The organism is Paenibacillus sp. HGH0039 (assembly GCF_000411255.1).
Taxonomy (GTDB): domain Bacteria; phylum Bacillota; class Bacilli; order Paenibacillales; family NBRC-103111; genus Paenibacillus_F.
The window spans coordinates 552,455-573,464 of record NZ_KE150412.1 but is presented as its reverse complement, the minus strand read 5'-3'; the positions used below and the strand labels follow the sequence as shown (position 1 = coordinate 573,464).

The window sequence follows — 21,010 nt, the reverse complement described above, 5'->3', positions numbered from 1 at the left end:
GTAGCGAATGACACAGCCGGCTGAATTTATAGAACGGCAGGCAGGACAAACGCCGCAAAGCGGAGCTGGAGCGGGGGATTCCCCCTCGAATGAGACCGGGCCGGGTAAAAATCATCCGGCTAACGCAATGACGGCGGCCTACACCGAGCCGCTGATCGGCAAAGGCGCCGATGCGTATATCCGGAATGTCCGTACGAAGGTGGAGCTGGTCCGGGCCGGGGAGCAGCTGCTTCCCGTGACGGTGAACGAAACGGAGTATGACAGCTCCTATGTTTGTTCGCCTTACTCGACCTATGTGTCCTACGCGCTGGAAGAGCTGGTTCTTTTCAAAAGCGAGCTGCTGAAAGGCGTGCTGCGGGGAGTGATCGGCATCCTTTCGCCGCTGCTGAAAAGCGCCCGGATCAACCGGAACGTACACGTCAATAACTGGCTGCTCTCGACGAATTTGTATGAAGAGCTGCCGAAAGAGGATGTCCGTGTGCTGACCGCCGGACTGCTGGAACGTTTTCCGTCGCATGCGGTCATTTTCAGGTCGCTGAACGAGGTGACGAATCTGCAGCTGATGAAAGACCTGACCGGACTGGGGTGGATTCTCGTTCCGAGCCGGCAGGTGTATTTTTTCGAGGGGCGCGAGCCGGATTACCTGCACAAACCGAACAATGTATGGGACCAAAAGCTGCTCCGGCGCTCGCCGCTGCGGATTGTGGAGCACGAAGAGATTGAGCCGTCGGATTATCCGCGCATCGTGGAGCTTTACGAGGATTTGTACATCCGTAAATATTCCCGGTTGAATCCGCGTTTCACGGAGGCTTACATCGCCAATTGCCATCGGCACGGGCTGCTGCGGATCCGCGGTTTGAGGGACAGCTCGGGGGTGCTGCAGGGCGTAATCGGCTGTTTCGATAAAGCCGGTGTCATTACGGCTCCGCTGGTCGGTTACAACACCGCTCTTCCGCAGAAGGAAGGGCTGTACCGGATGCTGATGAGCCTGGTGCTGACCCGGGCCGCCGAGGAAAGGAAGCTGCTGCATTTAAGCTCCGGCGCCGCGCACTTCAAACGGATCCGGGGAGGCCGCCCGGCCATCGAATACAGCGCCGTCTACATCCGGCATCTGCCTCTGAGGCGGCGGGCCGTATGGCTCGGATTGAGTCATCTTTTGAATGGAGTTGGGGTACCCGTGATGAGGAAGTACCGATTATGAATCTGACGAGGAACGATGTTTGCCAGACGGACGCCGAGAAGGAAGTTCTCTATGCCGAGCTGAAAAAGCACTGGCTCCCGCTTTGTCCGTCGCGGGACCTGAAGCGGAAGCCGCTCGGGCTGACGGTGCTTGACGTACCGCTCGTCCTGTTTCGCACGGAAGAGGGCGCGCACGCGCTGCTGGACCGCTGCCCGCACCGGAACGTGCCGCTTTCGGGAGGCAGGCTGAAAGCGGGGAAGCTGGTCTGCCCTTACCACGGGTGGGAGTTCGACGGGACAGGAGCCTGCACCCGGGTACCGGGGCTGTGCACGTTCAAGCCGGGTCCCCACCACGACGCGTCGCCGGTGGCCTTGCGGGAGCGGGACGGCTTTCTGTGGGCCCGGCTCGGCGGCGGGGCGCGGTCAGGGGAACCGCAGGAAGTATCCGTTCCGGAGCCTCTGGCCCTGCCGTTTATGAACAACCCGGAGTATTACTCCTTCGTCTGGAAAACGGCCGTCCGGGGTTCGCTGCTTAACGCGGCGGAAAATTTGCTGGACGCCACGCACACGCACTATGTCCACGCCGGCCTCATCCGTACGGACAGCGGCCGCCAGACCGTGAACGCCCGCATCCGCGCGGAAGGCGCCGCCGTTGAAATCGAATATACCGGAGAATCCGGGCAGGCCGGTCTTATCTCGCGTTTATTCGAGCGGGACAGGCAGCGGAGCTTCGGCCGGTTTTATATGCCCGGCGTCGCCCAGATCGAATACTCTTCCGCCAAAGGTTTGACGCTGCTTATTACGGCCGTGATGAGGCCGACTTCGTTCGCTTACCAGGATATTTATGCGATTATCACGATGAAGCGCGGCCGGTTCACGAACGGGCTGAAGAAGCGGGTGCTGACCCCTTTTCTGAAAAAAGCCTTGAATCAGGACATCGCCATCGTAGAAACCCAGCAGCGAACGATCGAGCGGTGGGGCGGCGAAAGCTTTCATTCCACGCAGGCGGACCTGATCCGTCCTTATCTGGAACAGCTTATGAAGGGAAAGGTATACGACACCCCTTTTGAGAAGAAGGTCCAGTTGTTTGTGTAAGGCTATTATCCCGTGATTTCTTTCAAAATCTTGCGATTTTCCGGCAACCGTTGTTATTTCCGTGAATTTAGATGGGATTTCTAGAAATATTCTGTTTTTTCAAAACCTTTATGCCTGAAAGAGACGGAAATATAGTACACTTAGAAAGATCGTTATCTGAAAGTAGAGAAAGCTGTGTGATAGCTATGACAAACAGGCACCAGGACCCATCCGGTTTTTATAACAATATAGAGGAAGCCGCCGCTCATATAATTGAAGTCGTCAGCGGACTGCTTCAAGTGAATACCATTTTTGTCGCAACGAACGACGGACGGACCAATACGATTCTGAAGGCGTTCAACCGGCGGGAACAGCTCGTGAAGGAAGGGGATGAGCTTCCTTTCGACATCAGCTACTGTAGTCTCGTGGGACGCCGTGCGGGCGAGCCTCTCGTCATTTCCGACACGGCTTCAAGTCCCCTTACCGCGGATCTGGAAGTAACCCGTGCGCTCGGAAGCCGTTCTTTTATCGGACTGCCGATTATTTTGAAGAACGGTCAGTTTTACGGCACGATCTGTATTCTCGATCATCCGTCTTATCCCGTTTCGGAGACCGATCTCAAAACGCTGAGCGCCATGGCGGTCTTTCTTGCCCACGTGGTGGAGCTTGAACATGCGGTCGCGGAGCTGCGTGAAGCCCAGCAGATTCTCCGGGATTCCCATGCGGCGTCCGAGCAGTCGTCTCGGATCAAGAGCAAGCTTCTTGCCATGATCGGGCAGGAGATCAAGACCCCGATGACCGGCATCATGGGCATGACGGATCTGATGCAGGATACGGAGCTGAGCGAAGAGCAGAAGAGCTATATGAACATCATTGAAACGAGCAACAACTCGCTGCTTACTCTCGTAACGGACATTCTGGACTACAGCAAAATGGAATCGGGCGGCGTGGCGGTGGAGGCGGAGCCCTTCGAACTGCTTCCTGCTCTGGAAGAAGCCGTGAATCTGTACGAAATCCGAAATACGGGAGGCCGAACAATCCGCCTCGACGCGGCGCCCGGACTTCCTTCCGTCGTAGTCGGCGATCCGGTGAAGATCCGGGATGTGCTGGTCAAATTGCTTGATCATGCCTCCAAGAACGCCCGATCCGGCGAACTTACCCTCGCGGCGGTCAATCTGCCGGATACGGAACATCCCGATACTCATCATATCCGTTTTGCCGTCAAAGCGCCGCTCATTACACCCGATAAACTGGAGTTCCTGCTGGAAGCGGCCGACGGCAAAGCGGGCGGATCTTCCGTTCCCGTCTATGAAACGAGTCTGGATCTGGCAATCAGCAAGAAGCTGGTCGACCTCATGGAAGGCCAAATCTGGACGGAGAGCGACAGGCAGAAAGAAACGGATTTGATCTTCTCCCTTATGCTGAGCAAGTATGCCGAAGCGGCCGAAGCTGCGGAAGCGCAAGAATTTAAATAAAAGATGACAGAAGCGCCCCGCGTTTCTGTCATCTTTTTTTCGTTTGGCGGTCATACTTGTTTTATCGAGAAGGAATGCGGAAAGAATGCGACAAATTATAAAACGAAATGGAGATAGAGGAGAGAAGTCCATGAATGCCGATCATGAATTCAATGCCATCCAGGCGGCGCTTCCGCAGTGGGTCGAAGAAAGCCGCAAGCTGACTTCCCGGGGAAACGTGGCGTCGTACATTCCGGAGCTTGCTAAATCACCGGCGTCCGCACTGGGCATTCATCTGCTGAACGGGCAGGGGGAACATTTGTCCGCGGGGGACTGCGGGCTGCCTTTTACGATGCAGAGTATTTCCAAAGTGTTTACGCTGATACTGGCGCTAATGGATCACGGGGAAGAAACCGTCTTCTCCAAGGTCGGCAAAGAGCCGACGGGCGACGATTTCAACTCCATGCTGAAGCTGGAGCTGGTCGAGCCGGGCATCCCGTTTAATCCCTTGATCAACGCGGGAGCGATCGCCGTGTCTTCGTTAATCAAAGGCGACGGGCCCGAGGCGAAGTCGGCGAGAGTGCTGTCGTTTTTCCGGGAACTCGCCGCAAACGACAAGCTGGATTATGACGAGGCGGTATACCGGTCGGAAAATGAGACCGGACATATGAACCGTTCGCTGGCGTATTTTCTGAAAGAGAACGAGGTTCTGGACGGCAGTGTCGAAGAAGTTCTCCAGGTGTATTTCCGCCACTGCTCGATCCGGGTCACATGCGGCGATCTTTCGCGGATGGCCTTGGTTCTCGCTTTTGACGGACAAGATCCGCTCACGGGGAAAACGCTCATTCCGCGGCGTTTCGTACAGATCGCCAAAACGTTCATGACCACTTGCGGCATGTACAACGCCTCCGGGGAGTTCGCCATCAGCGTCGGACTGCCGGCCAAAAGCGGCGTTTCCGGCGGCATTCTGACTCTCGTGCCCGGCCGGTACGGAATCGGTGTTATCGGGCCGGCGCTTAATCGCAAAGGCAACAGCGTTGCGGGCGTCGATCTGCTTGAGAAGCTGTCGGGGCGCTTTGACTGGAGCTTGTTTTAAACCTGCTTATTTCTGCCTTGCGCGCGGGGCTTTGGCCCTTCCGGGGCGCCTTTTGGCGCGTGAGCGGGCGGATAGCCGGAGCTCGATCCATTGGAGCTTTACTTCAAGCTCCTTTAAGTTTTGCTGAATTTCCAGGTTCTCCTGCTCGGCTTTATAATTGATGGCGATGTCGAGCATCTGCTCCTGTTTGTCCTTGGCGGCCTGGCGGTTCTGGCTTTTCTGAATCAGTGTCGATTGAAACAGGGAAAGGATGGACAGGGAGAAGCTCAAAATAAACAACGAATTTCTTTCGCTGTTGACGAGCATCCACACCGTAATGGTGACGGCGGATGCCGTAACAAACCACCAGCTGCCGGCCAGGACAGCAACGTGATCGGCCATCCGGTCCCAGCGGTTCGTCTTTTTCTCCTGCTGTTCGTGCAGATGCGCTTTGATCTTCCCCTGATAGTCGCGGACCATTTCGGTGACGCGCTCGACATCCTCTTTGTGCAGTTTCTGCCGGGGATATTTCTCCAACTGCTTAAAAAGCTGTTCTTCGGAAGTTCTCTCCGGCTCGTTTTTATTCCTCATGGTGTCTGTTCCTCCCGGTTTCTTAACATCTTTTATTTTTCTTGAAAAGGTTAGCCAATTTAAGTGAATGGGGGTAAAATAGTGAATTACCCGGTCCGCTTATCCTCTTAACTGGAAAAGAATAGGGGGATGCCGGAATGTTCCCTTTGGACAGGGGCAGAATAAGCGGACCCATACCTACTAAACGACAAGGGAGAAGCCCAATGCGCGCTATCGCGATGCTTCAAAATCCTAAACAGAGAAAACTGCTGTTCAGCGCCGGTTTAAGCTGGCTGTTCGATGCCATGGATGTAGGCATTATTTCGTTTATCGTCGCGGCTCTGACGGTCCACTGGAAGCTCAGTGCGGGGCAGGTCGGTGTACTGACCAGTCTTAACTCGGTCGGGATGGCCTTCGGGGCGGCGATAGCCGGCTATTTGGCCGACCGCTACGGGCGCAAGTCCGTCCTGCTATGGACGCTGCTTATTTTTTCGGCCGCCAGCGGCTTGTCCGCTCTGGCTGCCAGTTTTACCGTGCTCTGCATCCTGCGGTTTATCGCGGGTGTCGGGCTGGGCGGGGAGCTTCCCGTCGCGTCCACGCTCGTGTCGGAGAGTATGCCCGCGCAGGACAGGGGAAGAGCGGTTGTGCTGCTCGAGAGCTTCTGGGCGGGAGGCTGGATTCTGGCGGCGCTGATCGCGTACTTCGTCATCCCGAAGTACGGCTGGCAGTCCGCCTTCGTCATCGGGGCCTTGCCCGCGCTTTACGCGCTGTATTTGAGGCGGGCGATTGAAGATCCTCCGAGGTTCCGGAAAGAACGGTCGGGAGAAACTTCATTTGCCGCGAAAGTGAAATCCGTCTGGTCCCGCGATTACCGCCGGTCGACCGTGATGCTGTGGGTGTTGTGGTTTACGGTTGTGTTTTCGTATTACGGGATGTTCCTGTGGCTTCCTACGGTGATGGTGCTGAAAGGTTTTACGCTCGTCAAAAGCTTTCAGTATGTGCTCATCATGACACTCGCTCAGCTTCCGGGTTATTTTACGGCCGCGTATTTTATCGAGAAATTCGGCCGTAAATTCGTTCTGGTCACCTATCTTGTGCTGACCGCATTCAGCGCCGTATGGTTTGGCGGTGCTTCCACGGAAGGCATGCTGATCGCCGCGGGCATGTGCTTGTCTTTCTTCAACCTCGGAGCCTGGGGCGGGCTGTACGCTTATACGCCGGAGCTGTATCCGACGGCGATCCGCTCGACGGGTGCGGGACTTGCCGCCTCGTTCGGACGGATAGGAGGCATCATCGCCCCGCTGCTGGTCGGTGTACTCGTCGGCTGGGGAATCGGCATTCAGGCGATTTTCATCCTTTTTTTCGTCATGATCCTGATCGGCGCATTGGCCGTGCTCTTCTGGGGGGACGAGACCAAGGGTAAGGAGCTTTCGTCCTGACCGGAGGCGGCCGTAGATTTATGACATCGAATCCCGAAACGAGCGGAGCTTGTAAAAAAAAGCGTATCTCGTCGAACGGCCGGAGGATACCGGGCATTTGCTCCGGCGGGGAATTCATCAAAGGATTGTCTCATTATGGGACAATCCTTTTTTATGGGCGGAAGATGTTCCGGGGCAGCAGATGAGGCCGTCTTGTCGAAAACCAAGGCCATACCGAAGAGAGGACATGCGGGCGGCTACCATAAAGGAATGCTACGATACACACCGGAAACCGATGGCGCGAGGCGGTTTACAGATCGCTCTCGTTGTGCTATTTTAGATAAAGACCAATCATCCTATGTTTGGAGGTTTTCGAAATATGCTGGAGAAACCGAAAAAATTAACGCTGGTCGAGCAGGTTGCGGATCAGCTGCAAACTTTAATCGAATCCGGCCAGTGGCCCGTCGGAACGCGTATTCCTCCGGAACCGGAGCTGTCGGAGGCGCTCGGCGTCAGCCGCAATACGATCCGCGAAGCCGTGCGCGCCATGGTTCATGCGGGGCTGCTTCAGACGAAGCAGGGGGACGGCACGTATGTGTGCTCGTCCAGTGTCCTAGGCGTCGTTCTGCAGAAGCGGGTCAGGCAATCCACCCTGGCAGAGACACTGGAAGTACGGCAGGCGCTGGAGCGCGAAGCGGCAAGACTTGCGGCGGAGCGCAGAACGGATGAAGACATCGACTCCTTAAAGCTTCATCTGGATGCGTGCGCGGCGGCGGAGGAATCCCGGGACATGGAGGCCTACTCGGGCGCGGATATCCGGCTTCACCAAGCAGTCGTCACAGCTGCGCATAACGAGCTGTTCAGCGAGCTTTACGCGCATATGACCGAAGCGCTGGATCATTCCGTGCGGAGTTTGTCGGGGCTTATCCCGGAAATCGGACTTTATCGCCGCAGTCACGCCAAAATGATCGACGCCATCATCCGTCAGGATGTGGAAGAAGCCGCAGAGGCGGTCCACGAATATATCTCGCACTCGAGAAACGATCTGAAACGCTTGGAGGAACAATCATGAACACCAGAGAAATGACACCACCCGAAGAACTGCCGCTGGCGCGGCAGGATCAAGATACGGCGCGAACCGCCGGCTGGCTGCTGATCGTCGGCATTTTGTTTATCGGAGCCGTACTGAGAGCTCCGCTCACATCCGTCGGGCCTTTGATCGGCACCATTAAGGGAGAGCTCGGCATCTCCAATACGCTGGCAGGCACTTTGACGACGCTGCCTCTGCTGATGTTTGCCGTTATTTCCCCGTTCGCGCCCAAATGGGCGCGCAAGTACGGGATCGAGGCGGTCCTGCTCGCCGCGGCTGCAATCCTGACGGTCGGCATCTTACTCCGTTCGGCGTTGGGAGCAGGTACGCTCTTTCTGGGCACCGCCCTGCTGGGAGTCGCCATCGCCCTATGCAACGTGCTGCTTCCCAGTCTGATCAAGCGGGATTTTCCCGCACGGATCGGTCTGATGACCGGCGTGTACTCCGTGTCGATGAACTTGAGCGGTGCGGCGGCATCCGGCATCAGCGTACCGGCGGCAAGCGGCCTCGGCTGGAAAGGCGCTCTGGGGGCCTGGGCCGCGTTGAGTCTTCTCGCCCTGCTCTTCTGGCTGCCGCTGGTTAACGGCAGCCGCAAAGCCCGCCAAGGGGCGGCCCGGGTGTCCGCTGTTTCGGCGAATTCCTCCGGCGGAAAATCTGTTTCCGTCTGGAAATCTCCGCTGGCCTGGAAAGTCACCCTGTTCATGGGACTCCAGTCGACGTTCTTCTATGCGTTTGTCGCCTGGCTGCCGGCTGTCCTGAACACCAGAGGACTTTCCGCCGAATACGCCGGATGGATGCTTTCCCTGATGCAGCTTGCGCTTCTGCCCATCACGTTCGTCGTGCCCATTCTGGCGGCCAGAATGGCCAATCAGCGCTTCCTCGTTACGCTCACGTGCGTGCTGTTCCTCGCGGGGATTCTCGGACTGCTGCTGGGAAGCACTGCTCTCGTGCCGCTGTGGATCATCCTGGCCGGCATAGGCGGGGGCTGCGCATTCAGTCTGGCGATGATGTTCTTCAGCCTGCGTACGCGAAGCGCCCAGCAGTCCGCCGAATTGTCCGGCATGGCGCAATCATTCGGTTACCTGCTGGCCGCCGCCGGACCGATTCTGTTCGGGTTCCTGCATGACACGACAGGCGGGTGGACGACTCCGCTTCTCCTGCTCGCCGCAATCGCCGTCCTGCTCTTTGTGGTCGGCCAGGGTGCCGCGGCCAACGGGTTCGTCGGAGAAGAACGCGGAGCCGAATGAAGGCTTTACGTTTTACGCGTTTACGAGATCCGAAAGAAATGCGGCGTCCATCTGTGGTAAGATAGGGGGCATGGATCCGGTAAATGGAGTGAGGCTTTTTGACGAAAAAACAAATTAAACTCATACTTGCTTTCGGACTGTTCATTGTCCTGATGATCGCGGTGAAAAACGCGGGCTCTTTCCTCGTCTATACGGAAGAACCGGTTAAATCCGATGTGATCCTCGTTCTCTCTGGAGACAGGGGGGAAAGGACGGAGAAAGGAGCCGAGCTGTACAAAAACGGAGTTGCCCCGTATCTCATGTTTTCCGGGGGCGAAGTGTACCGGAACAGCAGAATGGCCGATCTCATGAAAGAACACGCCATGGAGCTTGGCGTTCCCGAGCAAGCTATCGTCCTGGAGGACCGGGCGGACAGCACGTATGAAAATGCCGTGTTTTCCAAAAAAGTCATCGAGAAACATGCGTTCAAATCCGTGACCGTCGTTTCTTCGGACTTCCATATGAGAAGGGTCAAGCTGCTTTTCGACCGGGCGTTCAAAGATTCCGGCATTCAGCTGCATTATGTGGCCGCCCCCGACAAAAACTTTACTCCCCGGAAATGGTGGGGCAATAACAAGAGCCTGATGGTTACTTTCACGGAGTATCTGAAGTTAACCGGCTATTTTCTCGGCAAAAATTCATAAGTTTAAAAGCCGCGCTTTCTGCGGCTTTTTTTATTTGGCGGGAACGGCAGGGGCAGGGTGTCCCGGTTACACGTCCTTGCGAATACGCGGATGCGCAAAAACGAATCAAACCTAGATTCGCGCCGCGCAAGGCTCCCGGCGCGCGATGCTCGGCGTCACATGAAGGCGGTCAGCCGTATGTTACTTGCCTATGGAGCGACACAGCCGATTATTCTGCCCGAAATGGATAGCCTGTACTAAGCTGCGCCCGCTGTGAATACAGATGAGTATAGAGGCTGATTGAACATGAGAACCGGCCTGCCGTTTTCGCTGTTTTCGGCCGTTCTGGCCTATTTATAGACGAGGAGATGAACCGGTAGATGGACCAGACGACTCCTGCAACCGCAATTCTGGGAATAGGTACGGCCGTTCCGGCCTACCCGCTGAAACAATCGGAAGTAGTCCTCCGGTTGGCACAGGCTTTGGAACGTTATCCCGATTCCGCCCGCTGGGCCAAACGGCTGTTCAAACAGTGCGGCGTTGAAACCCGGTACACCTGCGAACCCGGTCTTCTGGCGCCGGTTTCTTCATGCCGTTATCTGCCGGATACGGAGCCGGGTCTTATCCCGTCGACTGCCGAACGAATGGCGGTTTATAAAAGAGAATCGGTGCCGCTGGCGCGTCAAGCGGCCGGACAGGCACTGGCGGACAGCGGTCTTTCCGCCTCGGACATCACACATCTGATCACCGTCAGCTGCACGGGGCAGTTCCTGCCGGGACTGGACGCCTCGCTTGTAAAAGAACTGGGCTTGTCCAGGGAAGTCTCCCGGATTCCGCTTCAATTCATCGGATGCGCGGCGGGACTGCGTGCCGTATGCCTGGCCCGTGAAATAGCGGATTCCGCCCCGCAGGCGAACGTGCTGATCGTTAGCGTCGAATTGTGCACGCTGCATATACAGCCGTCCGGCGGTAAAGAGGCTCTTTTCGGAGCGTCATTTTTCGGGGACGGAGCGTCCGCCTGCGTAATCGGGCGCACGGGAGAATCAAGGCAAGGGATATTCGGGCTGGGGAATCACCGCTCCGTTCTCATTCCGGAAGCGGCCGAGGAGATGACTTGGGAAGTCGGCAATTTCGGTTTCGACTTATATTTGTCTCCGGCTATCCCCAAACTTATTACGAACCGGATTCCACAGGAGATCGGTAAACTGCTGGACGGGGAACGTCTTCCCTGGCTGTGGGCGATTCATCCCGGGGGCAAAGGGATCGTGGATGCGGTCGCGCAGGTATACGGCCTGACGGAAGAGCAGACTGCGCCCAGCAGACAAGTGCTGCGGGACTTCGGGAACCTCTCTTCCGCAACGATTCTTTTCGTCCTGCAGCAGATGCGGACGGAGCTTCGAACGGCGGGAGCGGATGCCGCCGACGGGATCGCTCTGGCCTTCGGCCCCGGACTTACGGCGGAGCTTATCCGGTTCACCTACATACCGGTAGGCGCTGCGCGGGAGAAAACAGCGGATGCCGCCGTTTGACCGCTTGCGCAGCCGTTCGCCGGAAGCGGAATATATGGATGATCTCACCTGCGGAGGAGCCGAGCTTACGGAGGCTTTACGGCATCTTCGCAGGCTCAACCGTCTGTTTGCGGCGTCCGGCCCGACCTTGTACGGGATCGAAAAATTGTGGACGGCAGCCGGAAAGCCAGTAGAACTGACCGTGCTTGATGTCGGTTCCGGCTCCGGCGACGTTAACCGTCACGTACTCCGGTGGGCGGACGACCGCAAGATACGCGTGACCGTTACCTTATGCGATATTACAGAAGAAGCCTGCGAAGAGGCACGGCGTTTGTTCCGCAGCGAACCGAGAGTGGAGATCCGGCGTGCCAGTTTGTTCGAGCTTCCCGAAGGCTGCGCCGATATTGTGACCGGCACCCAGTTTCTCCATCACTTCTCCCCGGACGAGCTCCCCGATGTCGTTCGCACGATGCTCCGGGCGTCCCGCCTCGGCATCGCCGTTAACGATATTCACCGTCACTGGCTGGCCTGGTCCGCCGTCTGGCTGGCTTCCCGCGTCTTGTCGAGAAACCGCTACATCCGCCATGACGGACCGCTATCCGTCGCCAAAGGCTTCTCGCCGGAGGATTGGTCCGTTCTCGGGAAAGCACTGGAGATGCCCGGTTATCACGTCTCCTGGAGACCGCTGTTCCGCTATGCGGTCGTGATTCCCCGGCAGCCGCAGCCGGATGCGGGATCGGAGCGTAAGCCATGAACGTAACCGAGACGGACGTTGCCGTTCTGGGAGCGGGCTTAGCCGGAAGCCTTATCGCTAAAAGCCTGGCGGAGAAAGGATGGCGGACGCTGCTGGTGGACCGGCACCGCTTTCCCCGCCATAAGGTGTGCGGGGAGTTTCTGTCGCCGGAAGTCCGGCAGACGCTGGATGCCGCCGGCCTGCTGGACCGCGTGTCGGCCCTTCGCCCGGCCCGGGTGGAGCGGGCGCGGCTGATTACCGCGGAAGGCGGCCATGTCGACATCCCGCTGCCGGGAACCGCTATGGGACTGAGCCGCTTCCGGCTTGACGAAGCGCTGCATGAAGCAGCCGCAGCCGCGGGAGTCAGGGTCCTGACCTCGGCGGCGGTTCTCTCGGTTACGAGGCTCGCCGATGAGAGCTGCGAGGTAAGAGTGAAGAGAGAAGGCAGGATGGAGCTCATCCGGGCCCGCACGGTTATTGCCGCCTGGGGAGCGAACGGGCAGGCTCCCGTAACCGGTGCTTGTTGCGCGGGTGACTCCGGTGGGGAGAGGTTTTCCGGAGGACCGGGAAGTCTGCGGAGGCCTCAAGGCGCGTCGATCTTGACAAGCGCGAAAACGGAGGGGCAGTTAAATTCTTTCATGCCGTTAAATTTACTGAACCCGGCAGATCGGAAAAACCAAGCTGGCTCATCTAGCCCGGCAAACCCGACAAATCCAACAAACCCAGCATGCCCGACAAGCCCGACAAACGCAGCATGCCCGGCAAACCCGGCAAACCCGGCAAACCCGGCAAACCCGGCAAACCCGGCAAACCCTGGAAAACAGGCCTGCTCCACCCATGCGTGGCGTACCCGCGGAACCCTGAACCCATGGAAACGCAGCGCCCCCGACTATATGGGCGTCAAATCTCATTACGCGGGAATCGAGATGGAGCCGATCGTCGAGCTGTATCTCTTTCCCGGCGGCTACCTGGGGCTGTGCCCCATAGAAGACGGCCTGGTCAACGTCTCCGCGCTGCTGTCGCGGGATGCGTTCCGCGGCGCGGGCAAAAGCGTGCTCGCGCTGCTGGAAGCCGCCGCGCAGCGGTGCCCCCCGCTTCATTCGAAGCTGAAGCGGGGGCTGCCTGTGCCGGGTGCACAGGCAGCGGTCGCGCCGGTGAAGCTGAACCGGCGCTTGAACCCCTGGGACATGGTGCCGCGCCTCGGGGATTCATCGGTGATGATTCCCCCGCTGTGCGGGGACGGCATGTCCATGGCCCTCCGCTCGGCGCGGCTGTGCGCCCCCCTGGCAGACGACTATCTGCGGGGGAAGCTCAGCCTTGCCGGGTGGGAAGAGCAGTACGTCCGCGCCGTTAAGCGCACGTTTGGGAGACCGCTGAGATGGGGACGGCTGCTGCAGTCCTCCCTCGATAGTCCGGCCGCGGTGCGCTTGCTGCTGCGTCTTGCGCAGCTTTCGCCGGGTATGGCCTCCGGATTATTGGAGGCCACTCGGCTGAAGCCGGAAGGAGAATACTAATCTTCGGTTGCTATTCGGAAAGAGAGGAGGGCATGGGCTTGCACAGACTGGCTGTCCTTTCTTTCCGCTATCCGAAGATCATTCTCGTCTGTTGGGCGGCCTGCCTCGTTTTCTTCGGGGGCTACGCCCACAGTCTTCCTTCCGTGCTCCAGGGGCACGGACTCGATCCCGAAGGCTCGTTCGGTACGGTCCGGGAGCGGCTGGACGCGGGTTTTAACCGGCCTGCCGAGCCGGTCGTTCTATGGTTCGAGCAGAACGCGCCCGGTCCGAAGGAGGAATTTAGAGCTTATATCCGCTCCGTCCTGCGCAATGCCGAGGGCTTGCCTGGACTGGACAGGATCGTTTCACCCCTGGATCAGGAGGAAATGCTGCGTTCCGGCAAGGCCTACGCGCTGCTGGATATCCGCTTTACCGGACGGAATGAACAGGAGGTACTGGGAGAGCTGCGCGGTCGCCTGCCCGCTCATCCCGGCTTCGCGTGGAAGCTCACCGGGAAGCCGGTCGTTCAGGCGGATGTGAATGAGGCGAGTGAAAGAGATATGAGAAAAGCGGAGCTGATCGGGCTTCCCGCTGCGTTTCTTATCTTGTGGATAGCCTTCGGCGGAGCGGCGACCGCTTTGATTCCGGTCGTACTCGGAATGGTTTCTACCGTCGTTTCGATGGGAATCGTTTACTGGATCGGGATGGTGACGGATTTGTCCAATTTCGTTCTCAACGTCATTCCGATGGTGGGGCTGGCGCTGAGTATCGATTTTTCCTTGATGCTCGTGAGCCGGTTCCGGGAAGAACTGAGCTGCGGCAGGGCCGAACCGGCGCTTCGGTTTACTATGCGGACTTCGGGAAGAGCGGTATTGTATTCGGCCGGATGTGTGGCGCTTGGCCTGCTCGGCATCCTGTTCATCCCTCTTCCGATGTTCGCCTCGGTCGCCTGGGCTGCCTTTACCGTCCTGATTGTCTCCGTTTTCTTGTCATTTACGCTGCTGCCTGCGGTGTTGTCTTTGCTGCGGACAAGGATTGAAGCGGAAAACGCCGCCCGGTTTCCCGTTAACGGCGGCCGGTTCTGGCATCGCTTGTCTGCGGCCGTTATGAAAAGACCCCTGCGGCTGGCGCTGCTCGCCATCCTGATCGTTTTCATCTTCATCCTGCCGGTGGGCCGGATGAAGATGGCGGTTCCGGACGCGGCTTCGCTTCCCGAAGGCACGGAATCGCGCGCCGCAGCCGAACGGCTGGCCGTCCGTTTTCCTTCGCCGGAAGCCACCCTTCTTCTGGGTGTCAAAGAGGCCGGTGCGCACAGCGGACAACGTTTTGACTGGCAGCATGCTTACCGGTTGTATCAGCGGCTTCAACGGGACCCGCAAGTGGTCCGGGTGGATTCGGTTTTCTCCAGACTGGGCATGAACGGCGAACAGCTCTCTCTGTTTCTTGAAAAGCCGGGTGTCCGTCACGAAGCCGCCTTGCTTCCCTTTTATTTTCATCAAAATCAGCTGGTCATGGACGTTTACCTTCGCACCGATCCCGATTCGGAAGCAACGAGGGAGTGGCTGCGCAAATGGGAGGCCGCGGGAAATCAAGAGCAGATTCCTTTTCAACTGGGCGGAGAGGCCAAGTATCGTCAGGAAGTGTACGACGCGATTTTTACCAACTTGCATAAGGTGCTGTTGTTTGTCCTCGTTACGAATTTTTTCCTGCTGTACAAGGCGTTCGGGTCCGTATTCATTCCTCTTAAAACGCTCCTGATGAATGTTCTCAGCATTACCGCTTCATTCGGTCTGTTGACCTGGATTTTTCAGGAAGGGGCGGCCGATGGCGGCGGCTCTATCGCGATCATGATTCCCGTATTCATCTTCGGCCTTGTGTTCGGCATCAGCATGGACTACGGAGTGTTCCTGGTCGCCCGAATTGCCGAAGTTTACCGGCAGACGCTGGACAACGATTACGCGGTTGCAGCGGGACTGGCCTCCACAAGTCGGATCATTACGTCGGCGGCGGCTATCATGATCGCCGTCACGCTTCCGTTTGCGGGAGCGGACGTAGCGGGGGTTAAACAGCTGGGAACCGGTATTGCGGGAGCCATTTTTCTGGATGCCACTCTGATCCGCATGATTCTGGTGCCTGCCTTGATGAAACTTCTGGGCCGTTGGAACTGGTGGTCGCCCTAAAAATAAAAAGGACGAAACCGCAGCTTCTGCGGTTTTTTTGTGTGTTTATAAGGGATTGAGGTTGTTTTTCAATAAGAAATACTTGTCACTTTTTACGAAGTTATAACTATATCGGGGGGATGGGCGTTTATTTGTGCTACAATCGAAGTAACTTTGTGCCTTACGCTTGATCTCTAGTCCAAACTTCGTGAGTGAGGAGCAGCGCTATGTCAGATGATGAACCCGATGATTTACAGGAAACCGGAAGTCTCAAGAAAGCCGAACCGGCCGGAATTTCCGCCGGCTCAGACCGGGGAGATGAGTATGCGTCCCCGGCTCATGAAGCGGTTACCTTCTGGAAACTGCTTGTCTTCTTTGTACCGCTCGGCATAGCGGCCAGTCTGGTCACGATGTCCCATTCGATCATTAACAGTACGCTTGCCCGGGCGCCCGATCCCGAACATGTTATCGCGGGATATGCCATTGCGATGAGCCTTCTGGGGATAACGGAGAAGCCGGCCGTGCTGCTCAGGCAGACGTGTTCCGCGCTTGTCCGCGACCGGGTCTCGTTTCGCGCCATGCGGCGGGTCGCGTTTTACGTATTCGCGTCCATTATGGCGGCCGGACTGATCTTGTCTTATTTACCGCCCGGAAAATGGCTGATGGGCGCCGTTTTCGGAATCGGCGGCGCACAGCTCGAAAACGTTCTGAACGTTTACCGGATTCTCATGTTCGTCAGCCTGTTTTCCGGGCTGAGATGCCTTTATCACGGCTTGATTATTTATAACAAAAGAACGTTCTGGCTCACGATCGGGATGGTCGTCCGTCTTTTCGGCATGTATCTCGTCGCGCAGTATTACATACGGGTACACGGAGTTACCGGAAGCAGCGTGGGCGCGATCATTTTCCTCGTCGGCATGGTGATCGAGAGCGCCGTTGCGGTGTGGGAGGGCAGTGCGCTGCTCAAGCACAAAATACCGGAGAAGAATCCGGAGCATACCGTTGAAAAAACGGGCGATGTTTTCCGCTTTTACAAGCCGCTCCTCTTCTCGTCGTTTATTGCGGTCGTGATCGGACCTTCGCTAAACGCTTTACTCGGCAAGGCGGGAGATGCGGTTATCGCTATCGCGGCGTTCGCGGTCGCCTCCAATTTGACGCAGCTCGTCCAAAGCTTTTTTTCGTATATTCATCAGATCGTGCTGAATTTCTACCGGATTCATCCGGGACGCGTGAAGCGTTTCGTGCTGGTCATCAGTTTAATTCCGTCCGTTCTGATCGGGCTGCTCGCTTATACGGATGCCGGGCCCTGGTTTCTGAACGAAGTCATCGGTGTCGGCGACCGGCTGATGGAGGAAGTGATCAAAACGCTGCGCGTGTTTATGATTCTCACACTTGTGTTTCCCTGGCTCGATTACGGCAACGGGATTCTTATGCTGCGCCGGGAAACGAGGACAATGGTCTATTCGCAATCGGCCAACGTTACCGTGATGCTCGTCTCGCTTGTTCTGCTGATTGTGATAACGCCGGGCTGGAACGGGGCAATCGGTGCGTTTGCCCAGTCAGTCGGAACGCTGGCCGAGTGTATCGTCGTATTCGTTGCGGTAAAGCGAGGCAGGGGAGAAGCGCTCATAAGCGGCAGCGCCCCGCGAGAAAAATCCGTCTGATCGTTTCCGAAATTTAAACGAAATTTAAACAAAACCCTTCCTCCTTTTAAATGGCAAGGTTTAGCATAAAAGTGGTCATCTTCGTTATGACGCTTTTACTTACCGGCTTACTTACTAGGGGGAATTTCTTTTGCATTCACATCATCTGAAACTAAAAACGATCAAAACGACTATCGCCTTGACAATAGCCGCCGTCTGCGCTTTTCCCGCTGCGGGAATGGCCGCCGCCGATACCGCTGCGGACAGCAAGCCGCCTGCAGTCAGCACAACGCAGCAATACGGCCGAAACTGGGCGAACTGGATTCAAAGCCATGCTTATGCCCTGGACCGCATCCAGCCTGAAGCAAGCGCGAAAGGCGTCATAGAGAAAGACCGGTTCAAGGATCTGGAATTTCTGAAACCGCTGCTGATCGACAAAAAATTGGTCTACCTCGGTGAAAACACACATGGGGCAGCGGAATACAGTTCTTCGAAAGTCCGCCTCATTCAATACCTGCACCAGGAGCTCGGTTACGATGTCATCGCTTTCGAATCGGGACTTGGAAATGCGTCCGCCGCTCTTGCCAAAAGCACTGATTCGACCCCGGAACAAATGATGAAAGAAGCCATTTTCGGAGTGTGGTGGTCTAAGGAGACGCTGCCTCTATTCGACTATATCAAGCAGACGCTCGAAACGGACAAACCTTTGATCCTAGGCGGATTCGATATGCAAATTCAGTCCCCGTATTCGGAGTTCGTCCGGGACTGGATCGGGTCCAGAGACGCCAAACTGGCCGGAGCGTTCGCGGATGCGGAGCAGGAGCTGGGCGATTGGAGCTTCAGTGAAGACGAAGCGGGATACGCCAAAGCGAAACCGCGTCTGCTGGAAACATATGCGAGCATGAAAACGTTTGTGAAAGAGAACGCCGACAAGCTGAAAGCGGACTATCCCCGCAATCCGCACTTGATCGAGATGACGCTGCGCGTCCTGGATAACCGCATCCAGGTCATCCAAACGTATACCGAAGCGAATATCCGAAGCAACCTTGCGCTCAAGAAGAACGATATCGTCCCCTTCCAGGAAACCGTTAGGATGCGTGACGAGATGATGGCCGCTAATCTGACCTGGCTTGCCGAACAAATTTATCCGGACAAGAAAATCATTGTCTGGGGACACAACGTACATATCCGGAAGAAAAACTCGGCGGTTTTAAATTCGGCCTACTCGGGTCTGAGCCTTATGGGCGAGAGCATGCCGGCCCGCTTAAAGAAGCAGAGCTACGTGATCGGCCTGTATGCGTATCAAGGCGAAGCCGCCAACAATATGGGGCAGAGCTATCCCATCGTTAAGCCGGAACGGGGCTCGCTCGAAGACATTTTGAAGCAGCACGGGCACCCTTATACGTTTGTAGACATCAAATACCGCAAAGACAAGCCCGGAACTTCCTGGATGTTCGAACCCCGTCTTTCACTCGATTGGGGATTGATGCAGGAAAGCTTCATTCCACGCGACCAGTTTGACGGGCTGCTGCTTATTGACACGGTCCATGCGCCGTCTTACATACGCGGTAAAGGGGGTTCGCAGTAGCACTACCCTCCCAAATTGAACGGCCGGAATCTGCTTGGGCAGATTACCGGCTTTTTTTCGTTTAACCCGAAAAGATGCAAGCGGGATACAAAATCCGATATAATCAAAAATAAAGTAAAATTGTTCCAATGAAAGGAGGTTGGATAGATGGACTATTTTGAGGACCGGATCGAAGCCGAAGCGGAATTGCGGGAGATGCTGGGGTACCCCAACAAAATCGTGGAAGCGATGAAAATCACTTATATGGAGCGGCACTGCCGGGAGTTTATCGGGCTGTCGCCTATCCTGTTTGCGTCAACGGCCGATCTCCGGGGAAATTGCGACGTTTCGCCGAGAGGCGATGCGCCCGGTTTCGTGAAGGTGCTGGACGATCATCATCTGATTATCCCCGAAAGGCCGGGCAACCGGCGCATGAATACATACCGGAATATCCTGGAGAATCCGCATATCGGACTTGTTTTCATTATACCGGGCCTGGAAGAAACCTTGCGGATCAACGGAAAAGCGTGCCTGACGAGAGATCCCGGTCTGCTCGCTCCGCTTGAGGCGCACGGTAAGATTCCGAAGCTGGCGATCGGGGTCGAGGTGGAAGAGGTTTTTCTCCACTGTGCGAAAGCGTTTAAACGGTCCGAACTGTGGGACATGAAGACCTGGCCTGCGGCGCTGCCCTCCGTGCCGGTAATGATTGCCGCTCACGCCAATCGTCCGGACATTACGGCGGATGAGGTTTCCATAGGGTTGAAGGACAGCTATGAGAAGAGAATGTATTGAGGCTGTCAGCATAATTTACGTATATAGGAGGCCGGTTTAATGCCAAACGCTGAGGAAGAAAAGGAGCTTACCGGGGAACGCCCCGGCTTTGTTTCCTTGTGGGTGGGACAGTTCAGCGAGGATGAAGGCCTCAGGCAGTATACCGAATTTACGTATGATGAAGACGGAGAAAGCGTATTGCCGGCATTTTGCGCCGACTTCGGAATCGACTGGTTCGACGAAGATTTTTTCGAAGCCTATCTGGCCCTGGAAGAAACCTCTTCGTTAGCTGAGCTGCTGGCAGGATGTTCGTACGATGAAAAGATCATTCCTGAGTTCGAGGCGCAAGGACTTCCGGAGGGAACCGCCTGGAATACGGTGGTGCTCCTATTCAATTTCGGCTACCCCTTAAAAAACCGGGGAAAAAGTGCCGCGTCCGGAGCGGACCGTCTTGTATTCGTAGGGATGGCCGAGTACGAGTAGGGAGAAAACTTTTTGTTATCTCACCGATTAAAAGGATGATTTTTACATCGTGTGTTTTTGCCTGTAAGGTAGATAGCAGAGGTGAAAGATCATGACAACTGATTTCGGAAAAGTATCCGGCGACTACGCGAAATACCGGGATGCCCTTCCCGATCTGCTGTTTCGTCAGCTGAAAGCGCGCGGGACGGATTTTGGGGGCAGGAAGGGACTGGATCTCGGCGCCGGCACCGGTATTTTCACCAGAGCTCTTGCGGAGCGCGGGGCTGAAGTTACGGGGATCGAGCCTTCGGCCGAGCTGATCGAAGCGGCTGTCGCGCAAACTCGTCAGGCCGGCATGGAACCGATTCCGTACGTACAGGCCGCCGCCGAGGAATTCCGGCTGCCTGGAACGTACTCGTTCGTGACGGCCGTCCGGGCCTGGCACTGGTTCGATCGCGGTCGAACGCTGGGAAATATCCGGCGGCATCTGATGCCCGGGGGCAGCCTCATCGTGATCAATTCCGTATTTGAATCCACATCGGAGGCTGTTCGGCTCACGTTCCGCATTTTGAAAGAAAACGGAATCGTCCTGAAGCCGGCAGGCTCGAACGCGGAAGTCAGGGAAAGAAGAAGCGGCTTTCCCGTAAATTGGTTTGAGGAGTGGGAGCGGCACGGATTCCGTCTCAGGCACGAATGGGAACAGGCTTATACGCTTGCCTATACCCACGAAGACTGGTGCGGCAAAATCAGGTCGGTTTCCTGGCTGGCCAACGAATCCAATGAACTCCGCATGAAGGTGAGCGGCGAACTGCTGCGGAATCTGTCCGACTTTGACGCGGCGGTGTTGCCTATTCCGCATAAATACTCGGTGGCCGTGTTGACTCTGGAGAGCTAGAGCGGTCTCC

18 protein-coding genes are annotated in these 21,010 nt (G+C 56.6%); 17 read left to right on the top strand and 1 reads right to left on the bottom strand.

All coding sequences use genetic code 11. From position 1 onward, the window contains the following. The first annotated feature begins 7 nt into the window (after positions 1-7). The 4 genes from HMPREF1207_RS02205 to glsA all read left to right on the top strand — a co-directional run bounded on the left by HMPREF1207_RS02205 (position 8) and on the right by glsA (position 4,803). Positions 8-1,201, top strand: a complete 1,194-nt coding sequence (locus HMPREF1207_RS02205) for a GNAT family N-acetyltransferase (RefSeq protein WP_009672701.1) — start codon at positions 8-10, stop codon at positions 1,199-1,201. Further along, positions 1,198-2,274, top strand: coding sequence for an aromatic ring-hydroxylating oxygenase subunit alpha (locus HMPREF1207_RS02200; protein ID WP_009672873.1), 1,077 nt, complete (start codon positions 1,198-1,200; stop codon positions 2,272-2,274). Before HMPREF1207_RS02205 ends, HMPREF1207_RS02200 begins: the two co-directional genes overlap by 4 nt. A gap of 185 nt (positions 2,275-2,459) precedes the next feature. Then, complete coding sequence (locus HMPREF1207_RS02195; RefSeq protein ID WP_009672745.1) at positions 2,460-3,728, top strand: GAF domain-containing sensor histidine kinase; 1,269 nt, start codon at positions 2,460-2,462, stop codon at positions 3,726-3,728. A gap of 130 nt (positions 3,729-3,858) precedes the next feature. Then, positions 3,859-4,803 (top strand): glutaminase A, encoded by a 945-nt coding sequence (glsA, locus tag HMPREF1207_RS02190; RefSeq protein WP_009672715.1) that lies wholly within the window; start codon positions 3,859-3,861, stop codon positions 4,801-4,803. Positions 4,804-4,809: 6 nt separating this feature from the next. Here glsA and HMPREF1207_RS02185 read toward each other — a convergent pair whose 3' ends face one another. Continuing rightward, on the bottom strand, positions 4,810-5,373 hold the full coding sequence (locus tag HMPREF1207_RS02185) for a DUF1003 domain-containing protein (protein ID WP_009672824.1): 564 nt from the start codon (positions 5,371-5,373) through the stop codon (positions 4,810-4,812). Positions 5,374-5,576: 203 nt separating this feature from the next. Here HMPREF1207_RS02185 and HMPREF1207_RS02180 point away from each other — a divergent pair, with 203 nt between their 5' ends. The 13 genes from HMPREF1207_RS02180 to HMPREF1207_RS02120 all read left to right on the top strand — a co-directional run bounded on the left by HMPREF1207_RS02180 (position 5,577) and on the right by HMPREF1207_RS02120 (position 21,000). Then, positions 5,577-6,791, top strand: coding sequence for an MFS transporter (locus tag HMPREF1207_RS02180; RefSeq protein ID WP_009672674.1), 1,215 nt, complete (start codon positions 5,577-5,579; stop codon positions 6,789-6,791). Positions 6,792-7,149: 358 nt separating this feature from the next. Further along, positions 7,150-7,842 carry a FadR/GntR family transcriptional regulator gene (locus HMPREF1207_RS02175; protein ID WP_009672910.1) on the top strand — a complete coding sequence of 231 codons (693 nt, stop codon included), beginning with the start codon at positions 7,150-7,152 and terminating at the stop codon, positions 7,840-7,842. Further along, positions 7,839-9,107 carry a CynX/NimT family MFS transporter gene (locus HMPREF1207_RS02170; protein ID WP_009672877.1) on the top strand — a complete coding sequence of 423 codons (1,269 nt, stop codon included), beginning with the start codon at positions 7,839-7,841 and terminating at the stop codon, positions 9,105-9,107. Before HMPREF1207_RS02175 ends, HMPREF1207_RS02170 begins: the two co-directional genes overlap by 4 nt. A 98-nt stretch (positions 9,108-9,205) precedes the next feature. Next, positions 9,206-9,790, top strand: a complete 585-nt coding sequence (locus tag HMPREF1207_RS02165; RefSeq protein ID WP_009672711.1) for a YdcF family protein — start codon at positions 9,206-9,208, stop codon at positions 9,788-9,790. A gap of 359 nt (positions 9,791-10,149) precedes the next feature. Continuing rightward, a complete protein-coding gene (locus HMPREF1207_RS02160) occupies positions 10,150-11,298 on the top strand; it encodes a type III polyketide synthase (protein WP_009672829.1) in 1,149 nt (382 codons plus the stop codon). Then, the gene (locus HMPREF1207_RS02155; RefSeq protein WP_009672794.1) at positions 11,285-12,031 is read left to right on the top strand and encodes a methyltransferase domain-containing protein; all 747 of its coding nucleotides are present in this window, start codon (positions 11,285-11,287) and stop codon (positions 12,029-12,031) included. The genes HMPREF1207_RS02160 and HMPREF1207_RS02155 overlap by 14 nt, the downstream gene beginning before the upstream one ends. Beyond that, positions 12,028-13,524, top strand: coding sequence for an NAD(P)/FAD-dependent oxidoreductase (locus HMPREF1207_RS02150; RefSeq protein ID WP_009672728.1), 1,497 nt, complete (start codon positions 12,028-12,030; stop codon positions 13,522-13,524). Before HMPREF1207_RS02155 ends, HMPREF1207_RS02150 begins: the two co-directional genes overlap by 4 nt. Before the next feature lie 32 nt (positions 13,525-13,556). Next, a complete protein-coding gene (locus HMPREF1207_RS02145; protein ID WP_231391997.1) occupies positions 13,557-15,683 on the top strand; it encodes an MMPL family transporter in 2,127 nt (708 codons plus the stop codon). A 206-nt stretch (positions 15,684-15,889) separates the two neighbouring features. Beyond that, entirely contained in the window at positions 15,890-17,326 is a 1,437-nt protein-coding gene (locus tag HMPREF1207_RS02140; protein WP_009672696.1) for a hypothetical protein, read from the top strand. A gap of 130 nt (positions 17,327-17,456) precedes the next feature. Beyond that, positions 17,457-18,893 (top strand): erythromycin esterase family protein, encoded by a 1,437-nt coding sequence (locus HMPREF1207_RS02135; protein WP_009672802.1) that lies wholly within the window; start codon positions 17,457-17,459, stop codon positions 18,891-18,893. 147 nt (positions 18,894-19,040) lie between these two features. Continuing rightward, entirely contained in the window at positions 19,041-19,664 is a 624-nt protein-coding gene (locus HMPREF1207_RS02130) for an MSMEG_1061 family FMN-dependent PPOX-type flavoprotein (RefSeq protein ID WP_009672876.1), read from the top strand. Positions 19,665-19,703: 39 nt separating this feature from the next. Then, positions 19,704-20,126 (top strand): immunity 22 family protein, encoded by a 423-nt coding sequence (locus tag HMPREF1207_RS02125; protein ID WP_009672866.1) that lies wholly within the window; start codon positions 19,704-19,706, stop codon positions 20,124-20,126. A gap of 91 nt (positions 20,127-20,217) precedes the next feature. Next, positions 20,218-21,000, top strand: coding sequence for a class I SAM-dependent methyltransferase (locus HMPREF1207_RS02120; RefSeq protein WP_009672857.1), 783 nt, complete (start codon positions 20,218-20,220; stop codon positions 20,998-21,000). Positions 21,001-21,010 lie beyond the last annotated feature (10 nt).

What these genes read in the sequence shown, in the direction of transcription:
- HMPREF1207_RS02205 (WP_009672701.1), top strand. Translation starts at nt 8, where the DNA reads ATGACACAGCCGGCTGAATTTATAGAACGGCAGGCAGGACAAACGCCG.
- HMPREF1207_RS02200 (WP_009672873.1), top strand. Translation starts at nt 1,198, where the DNA reads ATGAATCTGACGAGGAACGATGTTTGCCAGACGGACGCCGAGAAGGAA.
- HMPREF1207_RS02195 (WP_009672745.1), top strand. Translation starts at nt 2,460, where the DNA reads ATGACAAACAGGCACCAGGACCCATCCGGTTTTTATAACAATATAGAG.
- glsA (WP_009672715.1), top strand. Translation starts at nt 3,859, where the DNA reads ATGAATGCCGATCATGAATTCAATGCCATCCAGGCGGCGCTTCCGCAG.
- HMPREF1207_RS02185 (WP_009672824.1), bottom strand. Translation starts at nt 5,373, where the DNA reads ATGAGGAATAAAAACGAGCCGGAGAGAACTTCCGAAGAACAGCTTTTT.
- HMPREF1207_RS02180 (WP_009672674.1), top strand. Translation starts at nt 5,577, where the DNA reads ATGCGCGCTATCGCGATGCTTCAAAATCCTAAACAGAGAAAACTGCTG.
- HMPREF1207_RS02175 (WP_009672910.1), top strand. Translation starts at nt 7,150, where the DNA reads ATGCTGGAGAAACCGAAAAAATTAACGCTGGTCGAGCAGGTTGCGGAT.
- HMPREF1207_RS02170 (WP_009672877.1), top strand. Translation starts at nt 7,839, where the DNA reads ATGAACACCAGAGAAATGACACCACCCGAAGAACTGCCGCTGGCGCGG.
- HMPREF1207_RS02160 (WP_009672829.1), top strand. Translation starts at nt 10,150, where the DNA reads ATGGACCAGACGACTCCTGCAACCGCAATTCTGGGAATAGGTACGGCC.
- HMPREF1207_RS02155 (WP_009672794.1), top strand. Translation starts at nt 11,285, where the DNA reads ATGCCGCCGTTTGACCGCTTGCGCAGCCGTTCGCCGGAAGCGGAATAT.
- HMPREF1207_RS02150 (WP_009672728.1), top strand. Translation starts at nt 12,028, where the DNA reads ATGAACGTAACCGAGACGGACGTTGCCGTTCTGGGAGCGGGCTTAGCC.
- HMPREF1207_RS02145 (WP_231391997.1), top strand. Translation starts at nt 13,557, where the DNA reads ATGGGCTTGCACAGACTGGCTGTCCTTTCTTTCCGCTATCCGAAGATC.
- HMPREF1207_RS02140 (WP_009672696.1), top strand. Translation starts at nt 15,890, where the DNA reads ATGTCAGATGATGAACCCGATGATTTACAGGAAACCGGAAGTCTCAAG.
- HMPREF1207_RS02130 (WP_009672876.1), top strand. Translation starts at nt 19,041, where the DNA reads ATGGACTATTTTGAGGACCGGATCGAAGCCGAAGCGGAATTGCGGGAG.
- HMPREF1207_RS02125 (WP_009672866.1), top strand. Translation starts at nt 19,704, where the DNA reads ATGCCAAACGCTGAGGAAGAAAAGGAGCTTACCGGGGAACGCCCCGGC.
- HMPREF1207_RS02120 (WP_009672857.1), top strand. Translation starts at nt 20,218, where the DNA reads ATGACAACTGATTTCGGAAAAGTATCCGGCGACTACGCGAAATACCGG.